At 63.1% G+C, this 18,847-nt stretch carries 17 protein-coding genes; 12 read left to right on the forward strand and 5 right to left on the reverse strand.

The window, feature by feature from the left end; all coding sequences use genetic code 11:
* The first annotated feature begins 244 nt into the window (after positions 1-244).
* The 8 genes from fdnG (at position 245) to selB (ending at position 10,497) form a co-directional block, all read left to right on the forward strand.
* Positions 245-3,292 carry a formate dehydrogenase-N subunit alpha gene (gene fdnG / locus ACRAWE_RS21155; RefSeq protein WP_154618190.1) on the forward strand — a complete coding sequence of 1,016 codons (3,048 nt, stop codon included), beginning with the start codon at positions 245-247 and terminating at the stop codon, positions 3,290-3,292.
* Between the two features lie 12 nt (positions 3,293-3,304).
* Positions 3,305-4,207 (forward strand): formate dehydrogenase subunit beta, encoded by a 903-nt coding sequence (gene fdxH, locus ACRAWE_RS21160; protein WP_004934014.1) that lies wholly within the window; start codon positions 3,305-3,307, stop codon positions 4,205-4,207.
* Positions 4,204-4,839, forward strand: a complete 636-nt coding sequence (gene fdoI / locus ACRAWE_RS21165) for a formate dehydrogenase cytochrome b556 subunit (RefSeq protein ID WP_004934017.1) — start codon at positions 4,204-4,206, stop codon at positions 4,837-4,839. The genes fdxH and fdoI overlap by 4 nt, the downstream gene beginning before the upstream one ends.
* Positions 4,839-5,768 carry a formate dehydrogenase accessory protein FdhE gene (fdhE, locus tag ACRAWE_RS21170; protein WP_019455528.1) on the forward strand — a complete coding sequence of 310 codons (930 nt, stop codon included), beginning with the start codon at positions 4,839-4,841 and terminating at the stop codon, positions 5,766-5,768. The genes fdoI and fdhE overlap by 1 nt, the downstream gene beginning before the upstream one ends.
* A 114-nt stretch (positions 5,769-5,882) precedes the next feature.
* The gene (locus ACRAWE_RS21175; protein ID WP_019455529.1) at positions 5,883-6,533 is read left to right on the forward strand and encodes a DcrB-related protein; all 651 of its coding nucleotides are present in this window, start codon (positions 5,883-5,885) and stop codon (positions 6,531-6,533) included.
* 40 nt (positions 6,534-6,573) lie between these two features.
* The gene (locus ACRAWE_RS21180) at positions 6,574-7,179 is read left to right on the forward strand and encodes a glutathione S-transferase (RefSeq protein ID WP_432525844.1); all 606 of its coding nucleotides are present in this window, start codon (positions 6,574-6,576) and stop codon (positions 7,177-7,179) included.
* A 70-nt stretch (positions 7,180-7,249) separates the two neighbouring features.
* Complete coding sequence (selA, locus tag ACRAWE_RS21185) at positions 7,250-8,644, forward strand: L-seryl-tRNA(Sec) selenium transferase (protein ID WP_198636762.1); 1,395 nt, start codon at positions 7,250-7,252, stop codon at positions 8,642-8,644.
* On the forward strand, positions 8,641-10,497 hold the full coding sequence (selB, locus tag ACRAWE_RS21190) for a selenocysteine-specific translation elongation factor (RefSeq protein ID WP_432525845.1): 1,857 nt from the start codon (positions 8,641-8,643) through the stop codon (positions 10,495-10,497). Before selA ends, selB begins: the two co-directional genes overlap by 4 nt.
* On the opposite strand, the gene ACRAWE_RS21195 is transcribed toward selB, so the two are convergent.
* Positions 10,487-11,398 (reverse strand): LysR family transcriptional regulator, encoded by a 912-nt coding sequence (locus tag ACRAWE_RS21195; protein WP_074055679.1) that lies wholly within the window; start codon positions 11,396-11,398, stop codon positions 10,487-10,489. The two genes, selB and ACRAWE_RS21195, sit on opposite strands and share 11 nt — an antisense overlap.
* A 121-nt stretch (positions 11,399-11,519) precedes the next feature.
* On the opposite strand from ACRAWE_RS21195, the gene ACRAWE_RS21200 reads away from it, so the two are divergent.
* The gene (locus tag ACRAWE_RS21200) at positions 11,520-12,152 is read left to right on the forward strand and encodes a LysE family translocator (RefSeq protein ID WP_063918261.1); all 633 of its coding nucleotides are present in this window, start codon (positions 11,520-11,522) and stop codon (positions 12,150-12,152) included.
* 52 nt (positions 12,153-12,204) lie between these two features.
* On the opposite strand, the gene ACRAWE_RS21205 is transcribed toward ACRAWE_RS21200, so the two are convergent.
* Positions 12,205-13,452, reverse strand: coding sequence for an MFS transporter (locus tag ACRAWE_RS21205; protein WP_432525846.1), 1,248 nt, complete (start codon positions 13,450-13,452; stop codon positions 12,205-12,207).
* 216 nt (positions 13,453-13,668) lie between these two features.
* Between ACRAWE_RS21205 and ACRAWE_RS21210 the strand changes: the two genes are divergently transcribed.
* Positions 13,669-14,661, forward strand: coding sequence for an acyltransferase (locus ACRAWE_RS21210; RefSeq protein ID WP_154747395.1), 993 nt, complete (start codon positions 13,669-13,671; stop codon positions 14,659-14,661).
* On the opposite strand, the gene ACRAWE_RS21215 is transcribed toward ACRAWE_RS21210, so the two are convergent.
* The 3 genes from ACRAWE_RS21215 to ACRAWE_RS21225 form a co-directional block, all read right to left on the reverse strand.
* Positions 14,656-15,579, reverse strand: coding sequence for a GlxA family transcriptional regulator (locus tag ACRAWE_RS21215; protein WP_154747394.1), 924 nt, complete (start codon positions 15,577-15,579; stop codon positions 14,656-14,658). The two genes, ACRAWE_RS21210 and ACRAWE_RS21215, sit on opposite strands and share 6 nt — an antisense overlap.
* Positions 15,580-15,581: 2 nt before the next feature.
* Positions 15,582-16,133 carry an isochorismatase family protein gene (locus ACRAWE_RS21220; protein WP_160125831.1) on the reverse strand — a complete coding sequence of 184 codons (552 nt, stop codon included), beginning with the start codon at positions 16,131-16,133 and terminating at the stop codon, positions 15,582-15,584.
* 100 nt (positions 16,134-16,233) lie between these two features.
* Positions 16,234-17,622 carry an amidohydrolase family protein gene (locus ACRAWE_RS21225; RefSeq protein ID WP_432525849.1) on the reverse strand — a complete coding sequence of 463 codons (1,389 nt, stop codon included), beginning with the start codon at positions 17,620-17,622 and terminating at the stop codon, positions 16,234-16,236.
* Positions 17,623-17,830: 208 nt separating this feature from the next.
* On the opposite strand from ACRAWE_RS21225, the gene ACRAWE_RS21230 reads away from it, so the two are divergent.
* Entirely contained in the window at positions 17,831-18,451 is a 621-nt protein-coding gene (locus ACRAWE_RS21230) for a nucleotidyltransferase domain-containing protein (RefSeq protein WP_432525850.1), read from the forward strand.
* A complete protein-coding gene (locus ACRAWE_RS21235; RefSeq protein ID WP_211129372.1) occupies positions 18,402-18,842 on the forward strand; it encodes a DNA-binding protein in 441 nt (146 codons plus the stop codon). The genes ACRAWE_RS21230 and ACRAWE_RS21235 overlap by 50 nt, the downstream gene beginning before the upstream one ends.
* Positions 18,843-18,847: the final 5 nt, after the last annotated feature.

Below are 18,847 nucleotides of genomic sequence, written 5' to 3' on the forward strand. Positions count from 1 at the left end.
CTCGCGCCGACATGTTGGTTACTCTCTATACTGTAGAGAGCGCCGGGCCTGTACAGACGCCGAAATGTATCGAAATGTGCCAATGCGTTCACTGAATGAGCACGAGTGTGTAACAACCACAAGCACGCTGTGGTAATATCGCCGCGTCGCGTATCAGCATAACAACAGTGACATTAGCGCTCTGCCGTTTTTGGCGAAGAGCGCCATTTGAACAATGTGACAATCGAGAGTAAAGGAGACCCCCATGCAGGTCAGCAGAAGGCAGTTCTTTAAGATCTGCGCTGGCGGTATGGCAGGAACGACGGTGGCCGCGCTGGGCTTTGCCCCTGAAGTGGCGTTGGCGGAAACCCGGCAGTACAAACTGCTGCGCGCCCGCGAGACCCGTAATACCTGTACGTATTGTTCCGTCGGCTGTGGGCTGTTGATGTACAGCCTTGGTGATGGCGCCAAAAACGCCAAAGAAAGCATTTTCCATATCGAAGGGGATCCGGATCATCCGGTAAACCGCGGCGCGCTTTGCCCGAAAGGTGCCGGCCTGGTTGACTTCATCCACAGCGAAAGCCGCCTCAAGTACCCGGAATACCGGGCGCCAGGGTCGGACAAATGGCAGCGCATCAGCTGGGACGACGCCTTTACCCGCATCGCCAAGCTGGTGAAAGAAGACCGTGACGCCAACTTCATCAAAACCAACGATCAGGGCGTTACCGTCAACCGTTGGCTGACCACCGGCATGCTGTGCGCCTCGGCCGCCAGCAACGAAACCGGTTTTCTGTCGCAAAAATTTAGTCGCGCTCTCGGCATGCTTGCCGTAGATAACCAGGCGCGTGTCTGACACGGACCAACGGTAGCAAGTCTTGCTCCAACATTTGGTCGCGGTGCGATGACCAACCACTGGGTTGATATCAAGAACGCGAATTTGATTATCGTCATGGGCGGTAATGCGGCGGAAGCGCATCCGGTGGGGTTCCGCTGGGCGATGGAAGCCAAAATACACAACAATGCCAAGCTGATCGTGATCGATCCGCGCTTTACCCGAACCGCATCGGTGGCGGACTTCTACACGCCGATCCGCTCCGGGACCGACATCGCTTTCCTGTCGGGCGTGTTGCTGTATCTGATGACCAACAACAAATTTAACCGCGAGTACGTCGAGGCCTATACCAACGCCAGCCTGCTGGTGCGGGAAGACTTTGCCTTCGAAGACGGCTTGTTCAGCGGCTACGACGCGGAAAACCGCAAGTACGACAAAACCACCTGGAACTACCAGTTCGACGAGAACGGCTTCGCCAAGCGTGACGTCACGCTGCAGGATCCGCGCTGCGTGTGGAACATGCTGAAGCAGCACGTGAGCCGCTACACCCCTGACGTGGTGACCAACATCTGCGGCACGCCGAAGGACGATTTCCTCAAGGTGTGCGAATACATCGCCGAAACCTGCGTGGCAGATAAAACCGCGTCGTTCCTGTACGCCCTGGGCTGGACTCAGCACTCGGTTGGCGCGCAGAACATCCGCACCATGGCGATGATCCAGCTGCTGCTCGGCAACATGGGCATGGCGGGCGGCGGCGTCAACGCGCTGCGCGGCCACTCCAACATCCAGGGTCTGACCGATCTCGGCCTGCTGTCGCAGAGCCTGCCGGGCTACATGACGCTGCCGTCGGAGAAACAGACCGATCTCGAGACCTACCTGAAGGCCAACACGCCGAAGGCGCTGCTGCCGGGCCAGGTGAACTACTGGGGCAACTACCCGAAATTCTTCGTCAGCATGATGAAGACCTTCTACGGCGACAAGGCGCAGAAGGACAACAGCTGGGGCTTTGACTGGTTGCCGAAGTGGGACAAAGGCTACGACGTGCTGCAGTACTTCGAGATGATGGCGCAGGGCAAGGTCAACGGTTACTTCTGCCAGGGCTTTAACCCGGTAGCGTCGTTCCCGAACAAAAATAAGGTAGTGGCTTCACTGTCCAAGCTGAAGTTCCTGGTGACCATCGATCCGTTGAACACCGAGACCTCCAACTTCTGGCAGAACCACGGCGAGTTCAACGAAGTGGATCCGTCGCAGATCCAGACCGAAGTGTTCCGCCTGCCGTCCACCTGCTTCGCCGAAGAGAACGGCTCGATCGTCAACTCCGGCCGCTGGCTGCAGTGGCACTGGAAAGGCGCGGACGCCCCGGGCGAAGCGCTGAACGACGGCGAGATCCTGGCGGGCATCTTCAGTCGCCTGCGCGAGATGTATGCGCGCGACGGCGGTGCGGTGCCGGAGCAGGTGCTGAACATGCGCTGGGACTACCTGACGCCGGACAACCCGGCGCCGGAAGAGGTGGCGCAGGAGAACAACGGCAAGGCGCTGGCGGATCTGCTGGATGCCGACGGCAAAGTGCTGGTGAAAAAAGGCGAGCTGCTCAGCTCGTTCGCGCAGCTGCGCGACGACGGCACCACCGCCAGCGGCTGCTGGATCTTCGCGGGCAGCTGGACGCCGGCCGGCAACCAGATGGCGCGGCGCGACAACGCCGATCCGTCTGGCCTCGGCAATACGCTGGGCTGGGCCTGGGCATGGCCGCTCAACCGTCGCATCCTGTACAACCGCGCCTCGGCGGACCCACAGGGGAAACCTTGGGATCCGAAACGCCAGCTGCTGGAGTGGGACGGCGCCAAGTGGGTCGGGGCCGATATCCCGGACTACAGCACCGCAGCACCGGGCAGCGATGTCGGGCCGTTCATCATGCAGCCGGAAGGCATGGGCCGCCTGTTCGCCACCGACAAGATGGCGGAAGGGCCGTTCCCTGAGCACTACGAGCCGTTCGAAACGCCGCTCGGCACCAACCCGCTGCACCCGAACGTGGTGTCCAACCCGGCGGCGCGCGTGTTCAAGGACGATCTGGCGGCGATGGGCAAATCCGACAAGTTCCCGTACGTCGGCACCACCTATCGTCTGACCGAGCACTTCCACTACTGGACCAAGCACGCGCGGCTGAATGCCATCGCGCAGCCGGAGCAGTTCGTGGAGATCGGCGAGAAGCTGGCGGAGAAAAAAGGCATCAAGCAGGGCGATACCGTGAAAGTCAGCTCCAACCGTGGCTATATCAAGGCCAAGGCGGTGGTGACCAAGCGCATTCGCACGCTGCAGGTGCACGGCCAGGAAGTCGACACCATCGGCATCCCGATCCACTGGGGTTACGAAGGGGTGGCGAAGAAAGGCTTTATCGCCAACACGCTGACGCCGTTCGTCGGCGACGCCAATACGCAAACGCCGGAGTTCAAGGCGTTCCTGGTCAACGTGGAAAAGGTGTAACGGAGACGAATTATGGCCATGCAATCTCAAGACATCATTCGTAAATCCGCCACCAATGGCTTCACGCCGGCGCCGCGCGCCCGTGACCACCAGGAAGAAGTGGCCAAACTGATCGATGTCACCACCTGTATCGGCTGCAAGGCCTGTCAGGTGGCCTGTTCCGAATGGAACGACATCCGCGACGAAGTGGGGCACAACGTCGGGGTGTACGATAACCCCGCCGATCTGACCGCCAAGTCGTGGACGGTGATGCGCTTCTCCGAGGTGGAGGAAAACGGCAAGCTGGAATGGCTGATCCGCAAGGACGGCTGCATGCACTGCGCCGATCCGGGCTGCCTCAAGGCTTGCCCGTCGGAAGGCGCGATCATTCAGTACGCCAACGGCATCGTCGACTTCCAGTCCGAGCACTGCATCGGCTGCGGCTACTGCATCGCCGGCTGCCCGTTCGACGTACCGCGCATGAACAAGGACGACAACCGGGTGTACAAGTGCACCCTGTGCGTCGACCGCGTGGACGTCGGCCAGGAACCGGCCTGCGTGAAAACCTGCCCGACCGGCGCGATTCACTTCGGCACCAAGGAAGCGATGAAGCAGGTGGCGGCGGATCGCGTCAGCGAGCTGAACACCCGCGGCTACCAGAACGCCGGTCTGTACGATCCGGCGGGGGTGGGCGGTACGCACGTGATGTATGTGCTGCACCACGCCGACAAACCGCAGCTGTACCACGGTTTGCCGGACAACCCGAGCATCAGCCCGGCGGTGACCTTCTGGAAGGGCGTGTGGAAACCCCTGGCGGCCATCGGCTTTGCCGCCACCTTCGCGGCGAGCGTGTTCCACTATGTCGGCGTCGGGCCTAACCGCGTCGAAGATGAGGACGAGCACGACGAGTCGCATGACGAGGAGACGCGCAAATGAGAAAGGAAAAGCCCATTCAGCGTTACAGCGCACCGGAGCGCATCAACCACTGGATCGTGGCGTTCTGCTTCGTGTTCGCCGCCATCAGCGGGCTGGGGTTCTTCTTCCCCTCCTTCAACTGGCTGATGAACATCTTCGGGACGCCGCAGCTGGCGCGCATTCTGCACCCGTTTGTCGGGGTGATCATGTTTGCCGCGTTCCTGCTGATGTTCCTGCGCTACTGGAAGCATAACCTGATCAACCGGGAAGATATCGTCTGGGCCAAGAACATCCACAAAATCGCCATGAACGAGGAAGTGGGTGATACCGGGCGCTATAATTTCGGCCAGAAGTGCGTGTTCTGGGCGGCGATTATCAGCCTGGTGCTGCTGCTGGCCAGCGGCGTGGTGATCTGGCGGCCGTATTTTGCGCCGTCGTTCTCCATCCCGCTGATCCGCATCGCGCTGCTGGTGCATTCGCTGGCCGCGGTCGGCCTTATCATCGTGATTATGGTGCACATTTACGCCGCATTGTGGGTAAAAGGCACCATTACCGCGATGGTGGAAGGCTGGGTGCCGGCGGCCTGGGCCAAGAAACATCATCCGCGCTGGTACCGTGAGGTCCGCGAGAAACGACAGGAAGACAAACCCTGATGAGTATCCGCATCGTTCCTAAAGAGCAGTTAGGGGCACAGCGTGAGAAGTCCACAACGGCGGAGAACATCCCGCCGTTACTTTTCGCCAACCTGAAAAGCCTCTACAGCCGCCGCGCCGAACGCCTGCGTCAGCTGGCGGTCGACAACCCGCTGGGCGACTACCTGAACTTCGCCGCCGAACTGGCGCAGGCGCAGCAGCATGCGCTGCACGACAATCCGCTGGAGCTCGATCTGAGCGAAGCGTTGGCGCAGGGCGCCGCCAGCGGCAAACCGCCGCTTGATCTGAGCGTGTTTCCGCGCAGCGAGCACTGGCGCAAGCTGCTGACGTCGCTGATCGCCGAGCTGCGCCCACAGGCGCCGGAGCACATTCTGGCGGTGCTGGACAACCTGGAGAAGGCCTCGGCGCACGAGCTGGAGCTGATGGCCGACGCCTTGCTCAACCGCGAGTTCGGCAAGGTGGGCAGCGAGAAGGCGCCGTTCCTCTGGGCCGCGCTGTCGCTCTATTGGGCGCAGATGGCCAGCCTGATCCCCGGCAAGGCGCGCGCCGAATACGGCGAGCAGCGCCAGTTCTGCCCGGTGTGCGGCAGCATCCCGGTCTCCAGCATGGTGCACATCGGCACCGTCAACGGCCTGCGCTACCTGCACTGCAACCTGTGCGAAAGCGAATGGCACGTGGTGCGGGTGAAGTGCAGCAACTGCGAGCAGACCCGCGATCTCAACTACTGGTCGCTGGACAGCGAGCAGGCGGCGGTGAAGGCGGAAAGCTGCGGCGACTGCGGCACTTACCTGAAGATCCTCTATCAGGAAAAAGACCCGCAGGTCGAAGCGGTGGCCGACGATCTGGCTTCACTGGTGCTGGACGCCCGTATGGAAGAAGAAGGCTTCGGCCGCAGCAGCATCAATCCGTTCCTGTTCCCGGCGGAGTAACCGCCCGGCCCCGTTCGCGCGGGGCCGGATGAGCAATTTCAGAACGGGCTTCTGGCATTCGCCCGGGCGAGTTGCTACGTTTAGGCCATGACGCGCCAAGCGAAAGGAACCACGATGTTAAACACCCTGGCAAAACTGACTGCGGTCGCCGTACTGGCGTTCGGACTGGCGGCCTGCGACAACAAGGACGACACCAAACCGGCGGTGCCGCCACCCGATACCAAGCCGACCGTGACGCAGCCCGCGCCACCGCCGCCGCCTGCGCCGGTAGAGACGCCACCTGCGCCGCCGGGGCTGAACGTGTCGCTGCAGAAGGGCAAAATCACCTTCGAACTGCCGCCGGGCTTCAGCGATCAGACGCTGAACAGCGGCATCATCAACGACAGCACCTCCACCATCCAGCGTTTCCTCGACGGCAAGTCGCGCCAGAGTGCGGTCTCGTCCGAAGTGATCCCGCCGGATGACATGAAGCTCAACACCAGCGACAAAATGCTGAAAGAGCTGGCGCAGAGCGCCATCACGGTGTTGGCCGAGCGTTATCAGAACATCCAGACCACCAAAGAAGAGAACTTCACCGTCGGCAAACAGAAGTTTCGCCGGGTAGATACCGAGCAGACCGTCAACGGGCAAAAAGTGGTTTCCACGCTGGTGTTGACGGTGTTCAACAAGCGGGTGGTAACGCTGCAAATGCTGTCGCCGGCCAAAACGCCGGAGGTGCATCAGGCGTTGGTGCAGCGGATTATCGATACTCTGACGGTGAAGTAAGGGCGCCGCGCCGCGGCCAGGACGAAGCGGAGGAGAACGGATGAAACTTATCGGCAGTTACACCAGCCCCTTTGTGCGCAAGATTTCCGTGCTGCTGCTGGAGAAGGGGATCGCGTTCGAATTCGTCAACGATCCGCCGTATGAGCCCGGCAGCCGGGTGAAGGAATGGAACCCGCTCGCCAAGGTGCCGGTGCTGATCGCCGATGACGGCGAGGTGTTTTACGACTCGCCGATCGTGGCCGAATACCTTGAGCTGCTGGCGGTGGAACCGGCGTTTTTGCCGGTCGAGCGCGCCGCTGCGCTGCGCGTTCGTCAGGTGGCGGCGCTGGCGGACGGCGTGACCGAAGCGGCGGCGACGCTGTTTCGCGAAAGCCGGCGCGCGCCGGAAAAACAGGACGAAAGCTGGATGCTGCGCCAGCGCGACAAGCTGACGCACGGCCTGGACGCGCTGGAAACGCTGGCGTGGGAAAAAGCGTGGCTCAATGCCGAGCGGCTGACGCTGGCGGATATCGCCGTCGGCTGCGCGCTGGGCTACCTCAATTTCCGCCGCATCCTGCCCAACTGGTGCGTCGAGCGCCCGGCGCTGGTAAAGCTGGCCGAACGTCTGTTCGCCCGCGAAAGCTTCGCCCGCACTGCGCCGCCCTGAGCTTTCTTTTCTCCCCCGCCGCGGCGGGGTTTTGCTATGCCGATACGTCTAAACTGAAAACCGAGCGACCATGAGCACTGAATCCCACCTTCTTTACAGCCAACTGCCCGCCATCGACCGCCTGCTGCGTGAACCCGCGATTGAACCGCTGGTGGCACAGCATGGCCAGACGCTGATCGGCGAACTGCTGCGCCGGCTGCAGGCCCAGGCGCGCGACGCGATCAAACAACAGCAACGCTTACCGGCCTGGTGCGACGACTGGCCGCAGGCGCTGCGGGCCGAGCTGGCCCGGCAGCAACGCCCGGCTTTGTTGCCGGTGTTCAACCTCAGCGGCACCGTGCTGCACACCAACCTCGGGCGCGCCCTGCTCGCGCAGCCGGTGAAGGATGCGGTGAGTGCGGTGATGGGGGAGGCGGTGACGCTGGAGTACGATCTGGACGGCGCCGGGCGCGGCCATCGCGATCGGGCGGTGGCGAGTCTGCTGTGCCAGCTGACCGGCGCGGAAGACGCCTGCATCGTCAATAACAACGCGGCGGCGGTGCTGCTGATGCTGGCGGCGGTCGCCCCCGGCAAAGAGGTGGTGGTGTCGCGCGGCGAGCTGGTGGAGATCGGCGGCGCGTTCCGCATTCCTGACGTGATGCGCCAGGCAGGTTGCCAATTGGTGGAGGTCGGCACCACCAACCGCACCCATCTGAAAGATTACCAGCACGCCATCAACGAGCAGACCGGCCTGTTGATGAAGGTGCACACCAGCAACTACAGCATTCAGGGCTTTACCGCAGCGGTCGACGAGGCCGAGCTGGCGCAGCTCGGGGCCGAACGGGGCGTGCCGACCGCCACCGATCTGGGCAGCGGCTCGCTGATCGATATGGCGCAGTACGGTCTGCCCGCCGAACCGATGCCGCAGCGGTTGTTGGCCGCCGGCGTCGATCTGGTGACGTTCTCCGGCGATAAGCTGCTGGGCGGCCCGCAGGCCGGGATCATCGTCGGCAAAAAGGCGCTGATCGCTCGCCTGCAGCAGCATCCGCTCAAGCGCGCGCTGCGCGTCGGCAAGCTGACGCTGGCGGCTCTGGAGGCCACGCTGCGGCTCTATCTGCAGCCGGAAAAACTGGCTGAGCAGCTGCCGACGCTGCGGCTGCTGACCCGCCCGCAGCAGGAGATGCAACAGGCGGCCGAGCGGTTGCTGGCGGCGCTGACGCCGCAGTTCACCACTGATTTCGACCTGCGCGCCGAACCGTGCTGGTCGCAGATCGGCAGCGGTTCGCTGCCGGTGGATCGGCTGCCCAGCTATGCCCTGACCTTCACGCCGCGCGACGGCCGCGGCGCCACGCTGGAAGCGCTGGCCGAACGCTGGCGCCGCCTGCCGCAGCCGGTGATCGGCCGCCTCGGCGACGGCAGGCTGTGGCTGGATCTGCGCTGCCTGGAACAGGAAGGGGCGCTGATCGCAGCGCTGAGCGCATCATGATCATCGCCACTGCCGGCCATGTCGATCATGGCAAAACCACCTTGCTGCAGGCGATCTCCGGGATCAACGCGGATCGCCTGCCGGAAGAAAAGCGCCGTGGCATGACCATCGATCTGGGCTACGCCTATTGGCCGCAGCCGGACGGCCGGGTGCTGGGGTTTATCGACGTGCCCGGCCACGAGAAATTCCTCGCCAATATGCTGGCGGGCGTCGGTGGCATCGACCATGCGTTGCTGGTGGTGGCCTGCGACGATGGCGTGATGGCGCAGACCCGCGAGCATCTGGCGATCCTGCGCCTGAGCGGGCACCCGGCGTTGACGGTGGCGCTGACCAAGGCCGACCGGGTGGACGCGGCGCGTGTCGATGAAGTGCGTAGCCAGGTGCGCGACGAGCTGGCGCGCCAAGGGTGGCCCGATGCGCCGCTGTTCGTGACCGCGGCGGCGGCGGGCGAGGGCATCGAGGCGCTGCGCACGCATTTGCTGGCGTTGTCGCCCGCTGAACATGCGCTGACGCGCCGTTTTCGCCTGGCGGTAGACCGTGCGTTCAGCGTCAAAGGGGCGGGGCTGGTGGTGACCGGCACCGCGCTCGGCGGCCGGGTGAAGGTGGGGGATACGCTGTGGCTGACCGGTGCTGACGCGCCGGTGCGGGTGCGTGGCCTGCATGCCCAGAATCAGACCGTGGAGCAGGCGCAGGCCGGGCAGCGCATTGCGCTTAACATCAGCGGCGATGTCGACAAAGAGCGGATCGCGCGCGGCGATTGGCTGCTGGCGCAGCGTCCGCCCGAAGCGGCGGAACGCATTCTGGTGGCGTTGGAGACGGATCGGCCGATCCGCCATTGGCAGCCGCTGCATCTGCACCATGCCGCCAGCCACATCACCGGGCGCATTTCGTTGCTGAACGACGAGCTGGCGGAACTGATCCTCGATCGCCCGCTGTGGTTGGCGCAGAACGATCGGCTGGTGCTGCGCGATATCGGCGCGCGGCAAACGCTGGGCGCGGCCCGGGTGCTCAGGCTGAATGCGCCCAAGCGCGGCAAACGTCAGCCGGACTATCTGGCACGGCTGCAGGCCCTGGCGCAGGCGCAAGACGATGCGCAGGCGCTGGCGCTTGAGTTGCCGCACGGCGCGCTGTCGCTGGCGGCGTTCGCCTGGGCGCGGCAATTGACGGACGACGGTCTGAACGAGCTGCTGGCGAACGGCGATCTGCTGATCGTCGGTGACCGGGCGCTGGCGCTGGATCAGGTGCAACAGGCGGAAAGCCGCCTGCTGCAGGTGCTGACGGAATATCACCAACAGCACGCCGATCAGCTGGGCTTAGGGCGCGCTCGCCTGCGGCGCATGGCGCTGCCGCAGCAGCCTGAAGCGCTGGTGTTTATGATGATCGATCGGCTGCTGAAGGCCGGTGCGCTGCGCAATACGCGCGGCTGGCTGCACCTGCCGGAGCTCGGCCTGGCGTTCAGCGCCGAAGAGGCGCCGCTGTGGGCGCGCATCGAACCGCTGTTCGGCGACGAACCGTGGTGGGTGCGCGATCTGGCGCTCGAATTGGGCGAGGAGGAGAGCCGGGTGCGAACGCTGCTGCGCAAGGCGGCCCAACTGGGCCATGTGACGGCGGTGGTGGTGGATCGCTATTACCTCAGCCGACGCATCGAGCAGTTTGCGGCGCTGATCCGCGCGCTGGATGCGGAGCGGGGTGGCGCCAACGCCGCCGACTTCCGCGATCGGCTTGGCGTCGGGCGCAAGCTGGCGATCCAGGTGCTGGAGTTCTTCGATCGCAGCGGCTTTACCCGCCGCAAGGGCAACGAGCATCTGCTGCGCGACGGCGGGCTGTTCGGTAGCGAGTCCCCTACCCGATAAATCTGACGGCGGCCCGGCTCACGTCGGGCGTCTGGGCGGCGAGAAACGCCTGTAAGCGTTCGATCAGCGGCCGCTTCGCCGACTCCGCCGGCCAAACCAGATAATAACCGTCGCCGGTGCGCACGGCGGCGTCACAAGGCAGCGCCAATAACCCCTCCTCAATGGTCCGCAGGCTCAGCGCCAGATCGCCGATCGAGATGCCGTGCCCGGCGATGGCCGCCGCATTGCCCTGTTCCAGCGAGTCGAATACCTGGCCGCGCGCGAGATCGATCGGGGCTGCTATGCCGCTTTTCTGCAGCCAGCGCCGCCAGTCGCGCCGATCGGGCGACGGATGGATCAGCGGGCAGGTGGCGAGGTTGCGCTGCCCGTCGGCGAGCAGCGCAGGGGCGCAAATCGGGATCAGCCATTCGTCGAACAGCTTTACGGCGGCGGTGTTGGCGCCGAAATAGCCGTTGCCGAGCAGGATGGCGCAGTCGTAGGGTTCGCTGAAAAAATCCACGCTGTCGATGTCCATCCAGACGCTGGCTGCCTGCACCTCGAACGCCTGCGCCGTTTGCCGGAACCGGCTCAGGCAGTCCAGCAGCCAGCGCATGGTCAGGGTGGAAGGCGCCTTCAGCCGCAGCAGATCGCGGTGGCTCTTGAACAGCTCGCAGGCTTGTTCGATGCGCCCAAACCCTTGCTGCAGCTCGGCGGCGAAGATTTTTCCCTGCGGCGTGACCTCGATGCGCGGGCCATTGCGCTGGAACAGGCGACAGCCGAAGTGCTGCTCCAGCGTTTTGATGTGCTTGCTGACGGCGCTGGGGGTGAGGTGCAGCTCGGTGGCGGCCTGCGTGAACGAGCCGGTGCGGGCAGCGCTTTCGAAGGCACGCAGGGCATAAAGCGGCGGAAGGGAACTGGCCATCGCGGCGTCTCTCAAGATGAGTATGACTCACAGTAAACGACAGGATTACTCCTTTTTCAAGGCGGGGGCGGCGGGATGATAATGGCGCGAAGCCAACCGCCTGAATGTGAGTGAAATAAAGATGAACCTGTCGTTGCTGGCGGCGTATTTCGCCGCCATTTTCCTGCTGATCGCCACCCCGGGGCCGGTGGTGATGATGGTGGCCAACACCGCGGCGCGCTTTGGCGCCCGGCGCGCGCTGCTGACCGCGCTCGGCAGCAACTGGGCCTCCTTGCTGCTGATCGGCATCGCGGCGCTGATCATCACCGGGCTGTTCGCCGTGGATATGCGCATGCTGCAGTGGATAAGCCTGTTGGGCTGTCTGTTCATCGCCCGCATGGCGATTGTCTCACTCTATGAGGATTTATCTTCATTTAGCGAGGCACCGAGCGCGCCGCGCCCAGCGGGGCCGCACAAACGCTCGGCGATCGTGAACGGCTTTCTGGTGGGCATCGCCAACCCGAAAGATATCATCTTCTTCGTCGCCTTTTTTCCGCAGTTCATCGCCGTCACCCCCTCGGTCGGCGCCAGCCTGACGCTGCTGACCACGCTGTGGGTGCTGGCGGACTTCGCCATCTTGCTGGCCTATATCATTCTGCTGTCGGGCTCGGTGCTGCAGCGCGCGCGCCGGACGATTTCCATTCTGTCGGCAGTGCTGCTGTTGGTGGTGGCGGTGGTGGGAACGGGGTATGCGTTGTGGGGGCTGCTCGGCTGAAGCCGCATAAAAAACGCCGGTCGGAAAACCGGACCGGCGTTTATCGTCATGTTTAAGCCGCGCCGTTCGGCTGCGGCGTGGGGTCGCCGTTGCGGCGTTTGCCGAGGAACAGCGCCACCAGCGTCAGCCAGCACAGGCCGCTGATGAGGTTGAACAGGTTGAACAGCCCGCTGCCGCCCCAGACGTAGGCGACCTTGGCCAGCTCGATGCCGACGGTGAACACCATCATGCTCAGCATGCCCATGGTGGCGGACACCGTGCCTTTGCTGACGTTGCTGGAGAACAGCGTCAGGCGGTACAGCCCGGCGTTGGCGAGGCCAATGCCGAAGGCGTACAGGCTCAGGCCGGCGGTCATCCACAGGTAGGCGTGGCTGGAGAACTGGGTCGCCAGCGCGGCGATCAGCAGCCCCAGCAGCATCGGGCCCGCGCCCAGCTTGATCAGGCGTTCCACGCTGTTCTTGCCGGTCAGGCGCGCCAGCGTCAGGTTGCCGAGGATCAGCGCGCCGAACACCGGGATCTGCAGCAGGCCGTAGTCCAACGTCGACAGCGACTCGCCGCTGATCAGGATCACCGGCGATTGGGCGATCCAGGCCAGCAGCGGCAGGCTGGCGAAACCGATCGCCAGGGCGCCGCACAGGAAGCGGCGGTTGCCCAACACCTGGCGGTAGTCGCGCCACAGGTTGGCGGCGGAAAACGCCTCGCCCTGCAGCGTGGCGGTTTCCGGCATGGCTTTCCACAGGCCATAGAAGGCGATGGCCGCCAGCGCCGCAAACAGCACGAACATGCTCTGCCACGGCGCGACGTGGATCAGCGCTGCGCCGGCCAGTGGCCCCAGCAGCGGGGCGATCAGCGCCACGTTAGCCATCAGGGCGGTGATTTTGATGCACACCGCCTCCTCGAACGACTCCTGGATCGTGGCGTAGCCGACCGCGCCGATAAAGCACAGGCCGATGCCCTGCAGGAAACGCATGGCGATAAACTGCTCGATGGTGGTGACCAGCAGGATCGCCAGGCAGGAGACGATAAAGAACGCCACCCCGGTCAGCATCACCGGGCGACGGCCACGGCGATCCGACAGCGGCCCGAGCAGCCACTGCAGGAAGATGCCGCCGGCCAGATAGGCGGTCATCGAGGTGGGCACCCACTCTTCGCCGGCGTTGAAATCCGCCACGACGGCCAGCATGCCCGGCTGAATCATATCGTTGCCGATATAGGTGGCGAACTCGAACAGCACCAGACAAAGAGGGAATAAAAGCGCCTGCCGGCCCAAACGTGCCGCAGGTGGTAATGTTGTTTTCATATTATTGTACTGATAGTAAAAGAGAAAAAGGAACTGCCAGGGCGGGAGCGCAAACTGAGCGAGTTATGGCGGCTATTTTGCCGCCAATTGTTCACCTTCGCAATCATAAGGTGCGGTTTAAGTGCATTCTGATATTTCGCTTTTGGGTTGTCGCCGAACGCTGCGCCCGATAACCTCTTATTAACATATCAATATGACACAAGATCGAGCGAGCGTTTGAGCGAGAAAATCGGCTGGATAGACAACCTGCGGGCGATAGCGTGCATGATGGTGGTGATGATCCACGCCACCACTTATTACGTCACCAACGGCGCGGCGATAGGGCTGCATAACTGGGATATCGCCAACGTGCTGAATTCGCTGTCGCGTGTGTCGGTGCCGCTGTTCTTTATGATTTCCGGCTACCTGTTCTTCGGCGAAAAGAGCGCCGGCCGGCGACATTTCACCCGCATCATCTGCTGCATTCTGTTCTACAGCGCCATCGCGCTGATCTATATCGCGGCTTTCACCAAGATCGGTTTCTGGCCGTCGCTGCGCGGCATTCTGCAAAAGCCGGTGTTCTATCATCTGTGGTTTTTCTACGCCATCGCGGTGATTTACCTGCTGTCGCCGCTGATCGGCGTCAAGCCGGTGTCGCGCCGTTACCTGGCCGCCGTGCTGGTGGTGTTGGCGGTGATCGCCAACCCGAATACCGACAAGCTGACCTTCGGCAACGTGCACCTGCTGCCGGTTAACCTGTATATCTACGGCGATACCTTCTACTACCTGCTGTATGCGCTGGCCGGGCGGGCAATGGGCATGATGGAGGCGCGCGGGCGCGCCGTGGGCTGGCTGGCGGCGCTGGGATTTGCGCTGTGCGTGGCGCTGATCGCGCGCGGCACCAAGCACCAGCTGTTCATCAACGGCAATTTCGCCGATACCTACTATATCTACAGCGGCCCGCTGGTGTTTATGGCGGCGGTAGCGCTGCTGGTGTGGGTGAAACATTGCCTGCCGCAGCCGATCGGTTGGTTGGGCGTGTTTTCCCGCCATTCGCTGGCGATCTACGGTTTTCACGCCCTTATCGTCAACATGATGCGCAATCGGCACCTCGATTTCACCGGCCACCCGCTGCTGGATATCTTCTGGGTGTTCGGCGTGGCGCTGGGGCTCAGCCTGCTGCTGTCTGTCGGCCTGCAGCGGCTGGATACCCGCCGACTGGTGTCATAGCGGCGAGTGCTGGCGCTGCTGGGCGCGGCGCAGCTGCCGCCCGGAAGAAAAACCGGCCGCCAACGCGGCCTTTTCCAACCCATACCCTTGCTGCAGGCGCTGTTGCGCCACCGCCAACCGCAGCTGTTCATGATATTCCCGCACGCTGATGCCGACGTGGCTGCGAAACAGCCGCGCCAGGTGTCGGCTGCTGACGTGCGCCTTTTCCGCTACCTGCGGCACCGACCAGTCGGCCTCCGGCTCGGCGGCCATCACGTCCTGCGCGCGGTGTACCGCCGGGTGCAGGTGGTTGCGGTAGCGCAGCCAGGGCGACAGCTGCGGATCGTCGCCGGCGCGGCGGAAATAGACCACCATGTCGCGTGCGACGTCGCGCGCCCGGCCGGAGCCGCAGTGACGGTGAACCAGATGCAGTGCCAAATCGATGCCGGTGGTGATGCCCGCGCTGGTATAGACGCCGCGGTCTTCGACGAAGATGCGGTTCTCTTTCACCTGCGCCGCCGGCGCCTGCAGGCGGATGCGTTCGATGACGTCGTGGTGGGTGGTGCACTGATAGCCGTCGAGCAGCCCGGCCTGCGCTGCCAGCAGCGCGCCGGAGCAGATGCACACCAGGGTGATGCGCTGCCGCTGCAGATCGGGCCGCAGCGTCGCCAGCCAGCGGCGGGCCTGCTCGGCCTCTTCACCGGCGAAATAGCGCTGCGAATCGCCGACGCCCGGCAACACCAGAATAGCGCCGTCTTCCAGGCGTTCGGGCAACGGCTGCAGGCCGCTCAGTGTCATGCCGATGGAGCAGACGACCTGCGGCGCCGGGCTGAGGTAACGCAGGCTGAACGACCCGGCGAGGCGCAGGGTTTCCGCTGGGCCGCTGACGTCGAGCGACAGCACGTTGGGCAACAGCAGAAAATAGACGGCCTGCGGCATGGTTACTCCTGTGCGAGTTGCGCCAGCGCCTCATCCACGCTGGCGATGCGGGCGAAACGATCGACCAGTACGGTTTCAGTATGCCGCTTCAGCTGCGCGGGGGTAAAGACTTCACCGTCGGGATGGCGCATCGGGAAGGTCAGCGTCGCCTCGGTGACGAAGGTCACCCGATAACCGAGATCGGACGCCACCCGGGTGGTGGTTTCACAGCACTGTTCGGTGCGGATGCCGGAGATGATCAGGTGGTTGATATCCCGCTCGCGCAGCCAGGCGTCGAGGCCGGATTCGGTCAGCGCATTGTGCACATGCTTATGCACGGTGATATCCGCCTGGTGGGTGAGGAACGGCAGGCGTTGCACGTGGCCCGAAGCCAGCGAGAAAGGCCCCTGCGGCGAGACGTGCAGCACGTCGACCAGCGCCGCGCCGCGTTGCTGACAGCCCGCGATCAGATGGGTCAGCGCCTGTTGAAACGCCGGCAGATCGTCCTCCTGCCAGAATGGACGGTGCTGGAATGATTGCTGGACATCGATGATCAATAACGCGCTCTGTGACATTTTCGGCCCTCCGCCAGTGTGTGTAGCGACCATCTTGCGCCACGCCTTACTCTGGCAGAAGGCCAAAAACGGCCATCATGATGACAACAGCGGACCGACCTTAGGCTTTGCTCACCTGGCCGGCCACCAGACGCCCCTGATGGAAGGTGGCGCTGCGTGCCGGCAGGCGGGCGACCGCCTCGGCGGAGCAGCTGGCGTTGACCAATACGAACTCGGCGGCGTCGCCGGCTTTCGGCCAGACGCGCTGGCCCTTATCGTCCAGCGGCAGCACGCCGCCGGTAGAGATGGCCATGGCGCGCGACAGGTGAAACTCGTCGGAGCCGCGGTACAGCTGGGCATACAGGTTAGCCTTTTCCAGAATGTCGCCGGTGCCGAACGGCGACCAGTGGTCGATTACGCTGTCGGTGCCGGTCATCACGAACACCCCTTTCTCGCTGAGCTGCGGCAGCGGCATCATCAGGCCGCCGATCGGCACCGTAGAGGCGATGGTGATCTGCTGCGCCGCCAGCCGGGTGGCGGTTTCCGCCAGTTCGCCCGGCGTCAGCGTGGTCAGGGCGAAAGCGTGGCTGATGGTGACCTTGCCGCGCAGCGCCGGGTTTTGCTCCACGGTGGCGATCATATAGTTAATGGCGGCGACCCCGGCCGGGCTGGTTTCATGCAGGTGGATATCCACGCCTTTGCCGGTATCGAGGGCGATCTGGAACATGGCGTCCAGCGATTTCTCCATCGCGCCGTCGACGTTGGTCGGATCGAGCCCGCCGACGTACTGCACGCCCATCTGCATCGCTTCACGCATCAGCGTATCGACCCTGGAGTGCAGCAGGCCATGCTGCGGGAAAGCGACGATTTCACAGCTGAAGTCCGCCCGGTGGTTTTCCAGCGCGCGCTGCAGGTGCTCCAGGCTTTTCAGGCCGCTGACCGGATCGATATTGCAGTGGCTGCGCGCCACGGTGCTGCCTTTGGATTGCAGCAGGGCGATCAGATTTTCCGCCCGCTGCTGCGAGGTGGGCAGCAGTTTCGGGATCAGCGTCTGCTCCAGCGCGATCATGTCCATGATGGTTTTGCCCTGGCGCGGGCGCGGCGCCTGCCACGGGCCGCTGTAGAAGGTTTTGTCCAGGTGGATGTGCATATCGCGAAACGCCGGCAGCAGCAGCTGGCCCTGCGCCTTATAGCGGGGCACGCCGGCGGGCAGCGCGGCGTTGGCGGCATGAATGGCGGCGATCTTGCCGTCTTTGATCTCAAGCGTATACAGCGCGGTGCGGGTGCCGATCACCGTGTCGCCGTCGTATTCAAAGCCGTCTTCCAGCCGCACCTCGCTCAGGCAGTAGTGACGTTCGGTCAGGGTCATCGGTGCCGGTGCGCACTGCTCGCCGCCAAGAGACGCGGCCTGTGCCACACCGCCGGTCAGGCCGATCACCGCGCAGGCGGTGGTGAGTTTGCCAGTTTGGCTGAGGAAGGCTCTGCGGCCCGGTTGTTGAGGGTTTTCCACGTTCGGTTCCTTAATCCAGAGGTGAGGTGGGTGAAAACATCCCCCAATTTAGGAGAGGAAGCGGTCGGTTGGCAGCGACATTTGCCACTGGTGACTATTCGATTTGGTAATGACCGGCGCCCATCGGTTGAATGGCTTTCCTGGCTTGCTCTTTCGTAGCTTTAATAGCTACATTTGTAGTCATTAAAGCTACATTGAGGTTAGCGTGATGCACGATCCGATGCTCGAACTGCTGTTCAGCGAATACCGTAGAAAAGTGCTAAGCCTGCTGTTTATTGAGCCCGGGCGAGCGTTTCACGTGCGGGAAATTGCGCGGCGTACCGCAACTCAGGCCGGTACTTTACATAAAGAGTTGAGCAGGCTGGCTGAGGGGGGCATTTTGCTCAGGCAGCGGCAGGGCAATCAAATTTGCTATCAGGCCAACGTTGATTGCCTGATTTTCCCAGAGCTGGCGGCTATTTTCCGCAAGGCTTGCGGGCCAGTGGAGCGCTTAAGGCAGACATTGGCAGAGTTTGGTGCAGCTATTGAACGGGCCTTTATTTTTGGATCCGTCGCCAGTGGCAAAGCGACGGCGGCCAGCGATATCGATGTGTTGATCGTTGGCAAACTGTCTTTTTCGCAGGTGATTCAGGCTATTTATCCGCTGCAGGAAACGCTGGGACGGGAAATTAACCCCAAACTTTACTCGCCGGAAGAGTGGCGGGTGGCTTTGGCCGAGAACTCCGCGTTTATACAGGACATTATGCAGAAACCCCAACTCTGGATTGCGGGAGACAAGGATGACGCTGGACAATCTGGTCGGGCTGGGACTGGAGGTGATAACGCCTGACTCGGGGGCGATTAAAAAATTGCTGGCCGCCGCCGCGCGCAACCGCCGTGATGCGGGTATCACTCAGCTCAGCAATGAGAGCCGTTTCGACACGGCATATAAGGCGGTCATGCAAATGGCTAATGCCGCTTTGCAAGCCAAGGGGTACCGTACGCTGATCAGCAAACCCGGTCATCACCAGACCATGATCCAAACGTTGCCGCTCACCGTAGGGTTGCCGCGCGAGGCAATGATCTGCCTGGATGCATTGCGAAAACAGCGCAATGTGGCGGATTACTCCGGCGATTTGGTGACGGATGCGGCGGTACAGGCTTGCCTTGAGCAGACCGACGCGCTGTGGGTACGGATTATCGACTGGCTACAGCGCGAATATCCGCAGATATTGGCGTAACCGAT

It is taken from the genome of Serratia sp. BFP-2025, assembly GCF_050880365.1.
Classification (GTDB): Bacteria; Pseudomonadota; Gammaproteobacteria; order Enterobacterales; family Enterobacteriaceae; genus Serratia; species Serratia surfactantfaciens.

Coding starts and splice junctions, on each gene's coding strand:
- fdxH (WP_004934014.1), top strand. CDS start 3,305: ATGGCCATGCAATCTCAAGACATCATTCGTAAATCCGCCACCAATGGC.
- fdoI (WP_004934017.1), top strand. CDS start 4,204: ATGAGAAAGGAAAAGCCCATTCAGCGTTACAGCGCACCGGAGCGCATC.
- fdhE (WP_019455528.1), top strand. CDS start 4,839: ATGAGTATCCGCATCGTTCCTAAAGAGCAGTTAGGGGCACAGCGTGAG.
- ACRAWE_RS21175 (WP_019455529.1), top strand. CDS start 5,883: ATGTTAAACACCCTGGCAAAACTGACTGCGGTCGCCGTACTGGCGTTC.
- ACRAWE_RS21180 (WP_432525844.1), top strand. CDS start 6,574: ATGAAACTTATCGGCAGTTACACCAGCCCCTTTGTGCGCAAGATTTCC.
- selA (WP_198636762.1), top strand. CDS start 7,250: ATGAGCACTGAATCCCACCTTCTTTACAGCCAACTGCCCGCCATCGAC.
- selB (WP_432525845.1), top strand. CDS start 8,641: ATGATCATCGCCACTGCCGGCCATGTCGATCATGGCAAAACCACCTTG.
- ACRAWE_RS21195 (WP_074055679.1), bottom strand. CDS start 11,398: ATGGCCAGTTCCCTTCCGCCGCTTTATGCCCTGCGTGCCTTCGAAAGC.
- ACRAWE_RS21200 (WP_063918261.1), top strand. CDS start 11,520: ATGAACCTGTCGTTGCTGGCGGCGTATTTCGCCGCCATTTTCCTGCTG.
- ACRAWE_RS21205 (WP_432525846.1), bottom strand. CDS start 13,452: ATGAAAACAACATTACCACCTGCGGCACGTTTGGGCCGGCAGGCGCTT.
- ACRAWE_RS21215 (WP_154747394.1), bottom strand. CDS start 15,579: ATGCCGCAGGCCGTCTATTTTCTGCTGTTGCCCAACGTGCTGTCGCTC.
- ACRAWE_RS21220 (WP_160125831.1), bottom strand. CDS start 16,133: ATGTCACAGAGCGCGTTATTGATCATCGATGTCCAGCAATCATTCCAG.
- ACRAWE_RS21230 (WP_432525850.1), top strand. CDS start 17,831: ATGCACGATCCGATGCTCGAACTGCTGTTCAGCGAATACCGTAGAAAA.
- ACRAWE_RS21235 (WP_211129372.1), top strand. CDS start 18,402: ATGACGCTGGACAATCTGGTCGGGCTGGGACTGGAGGTGATAACGCCT.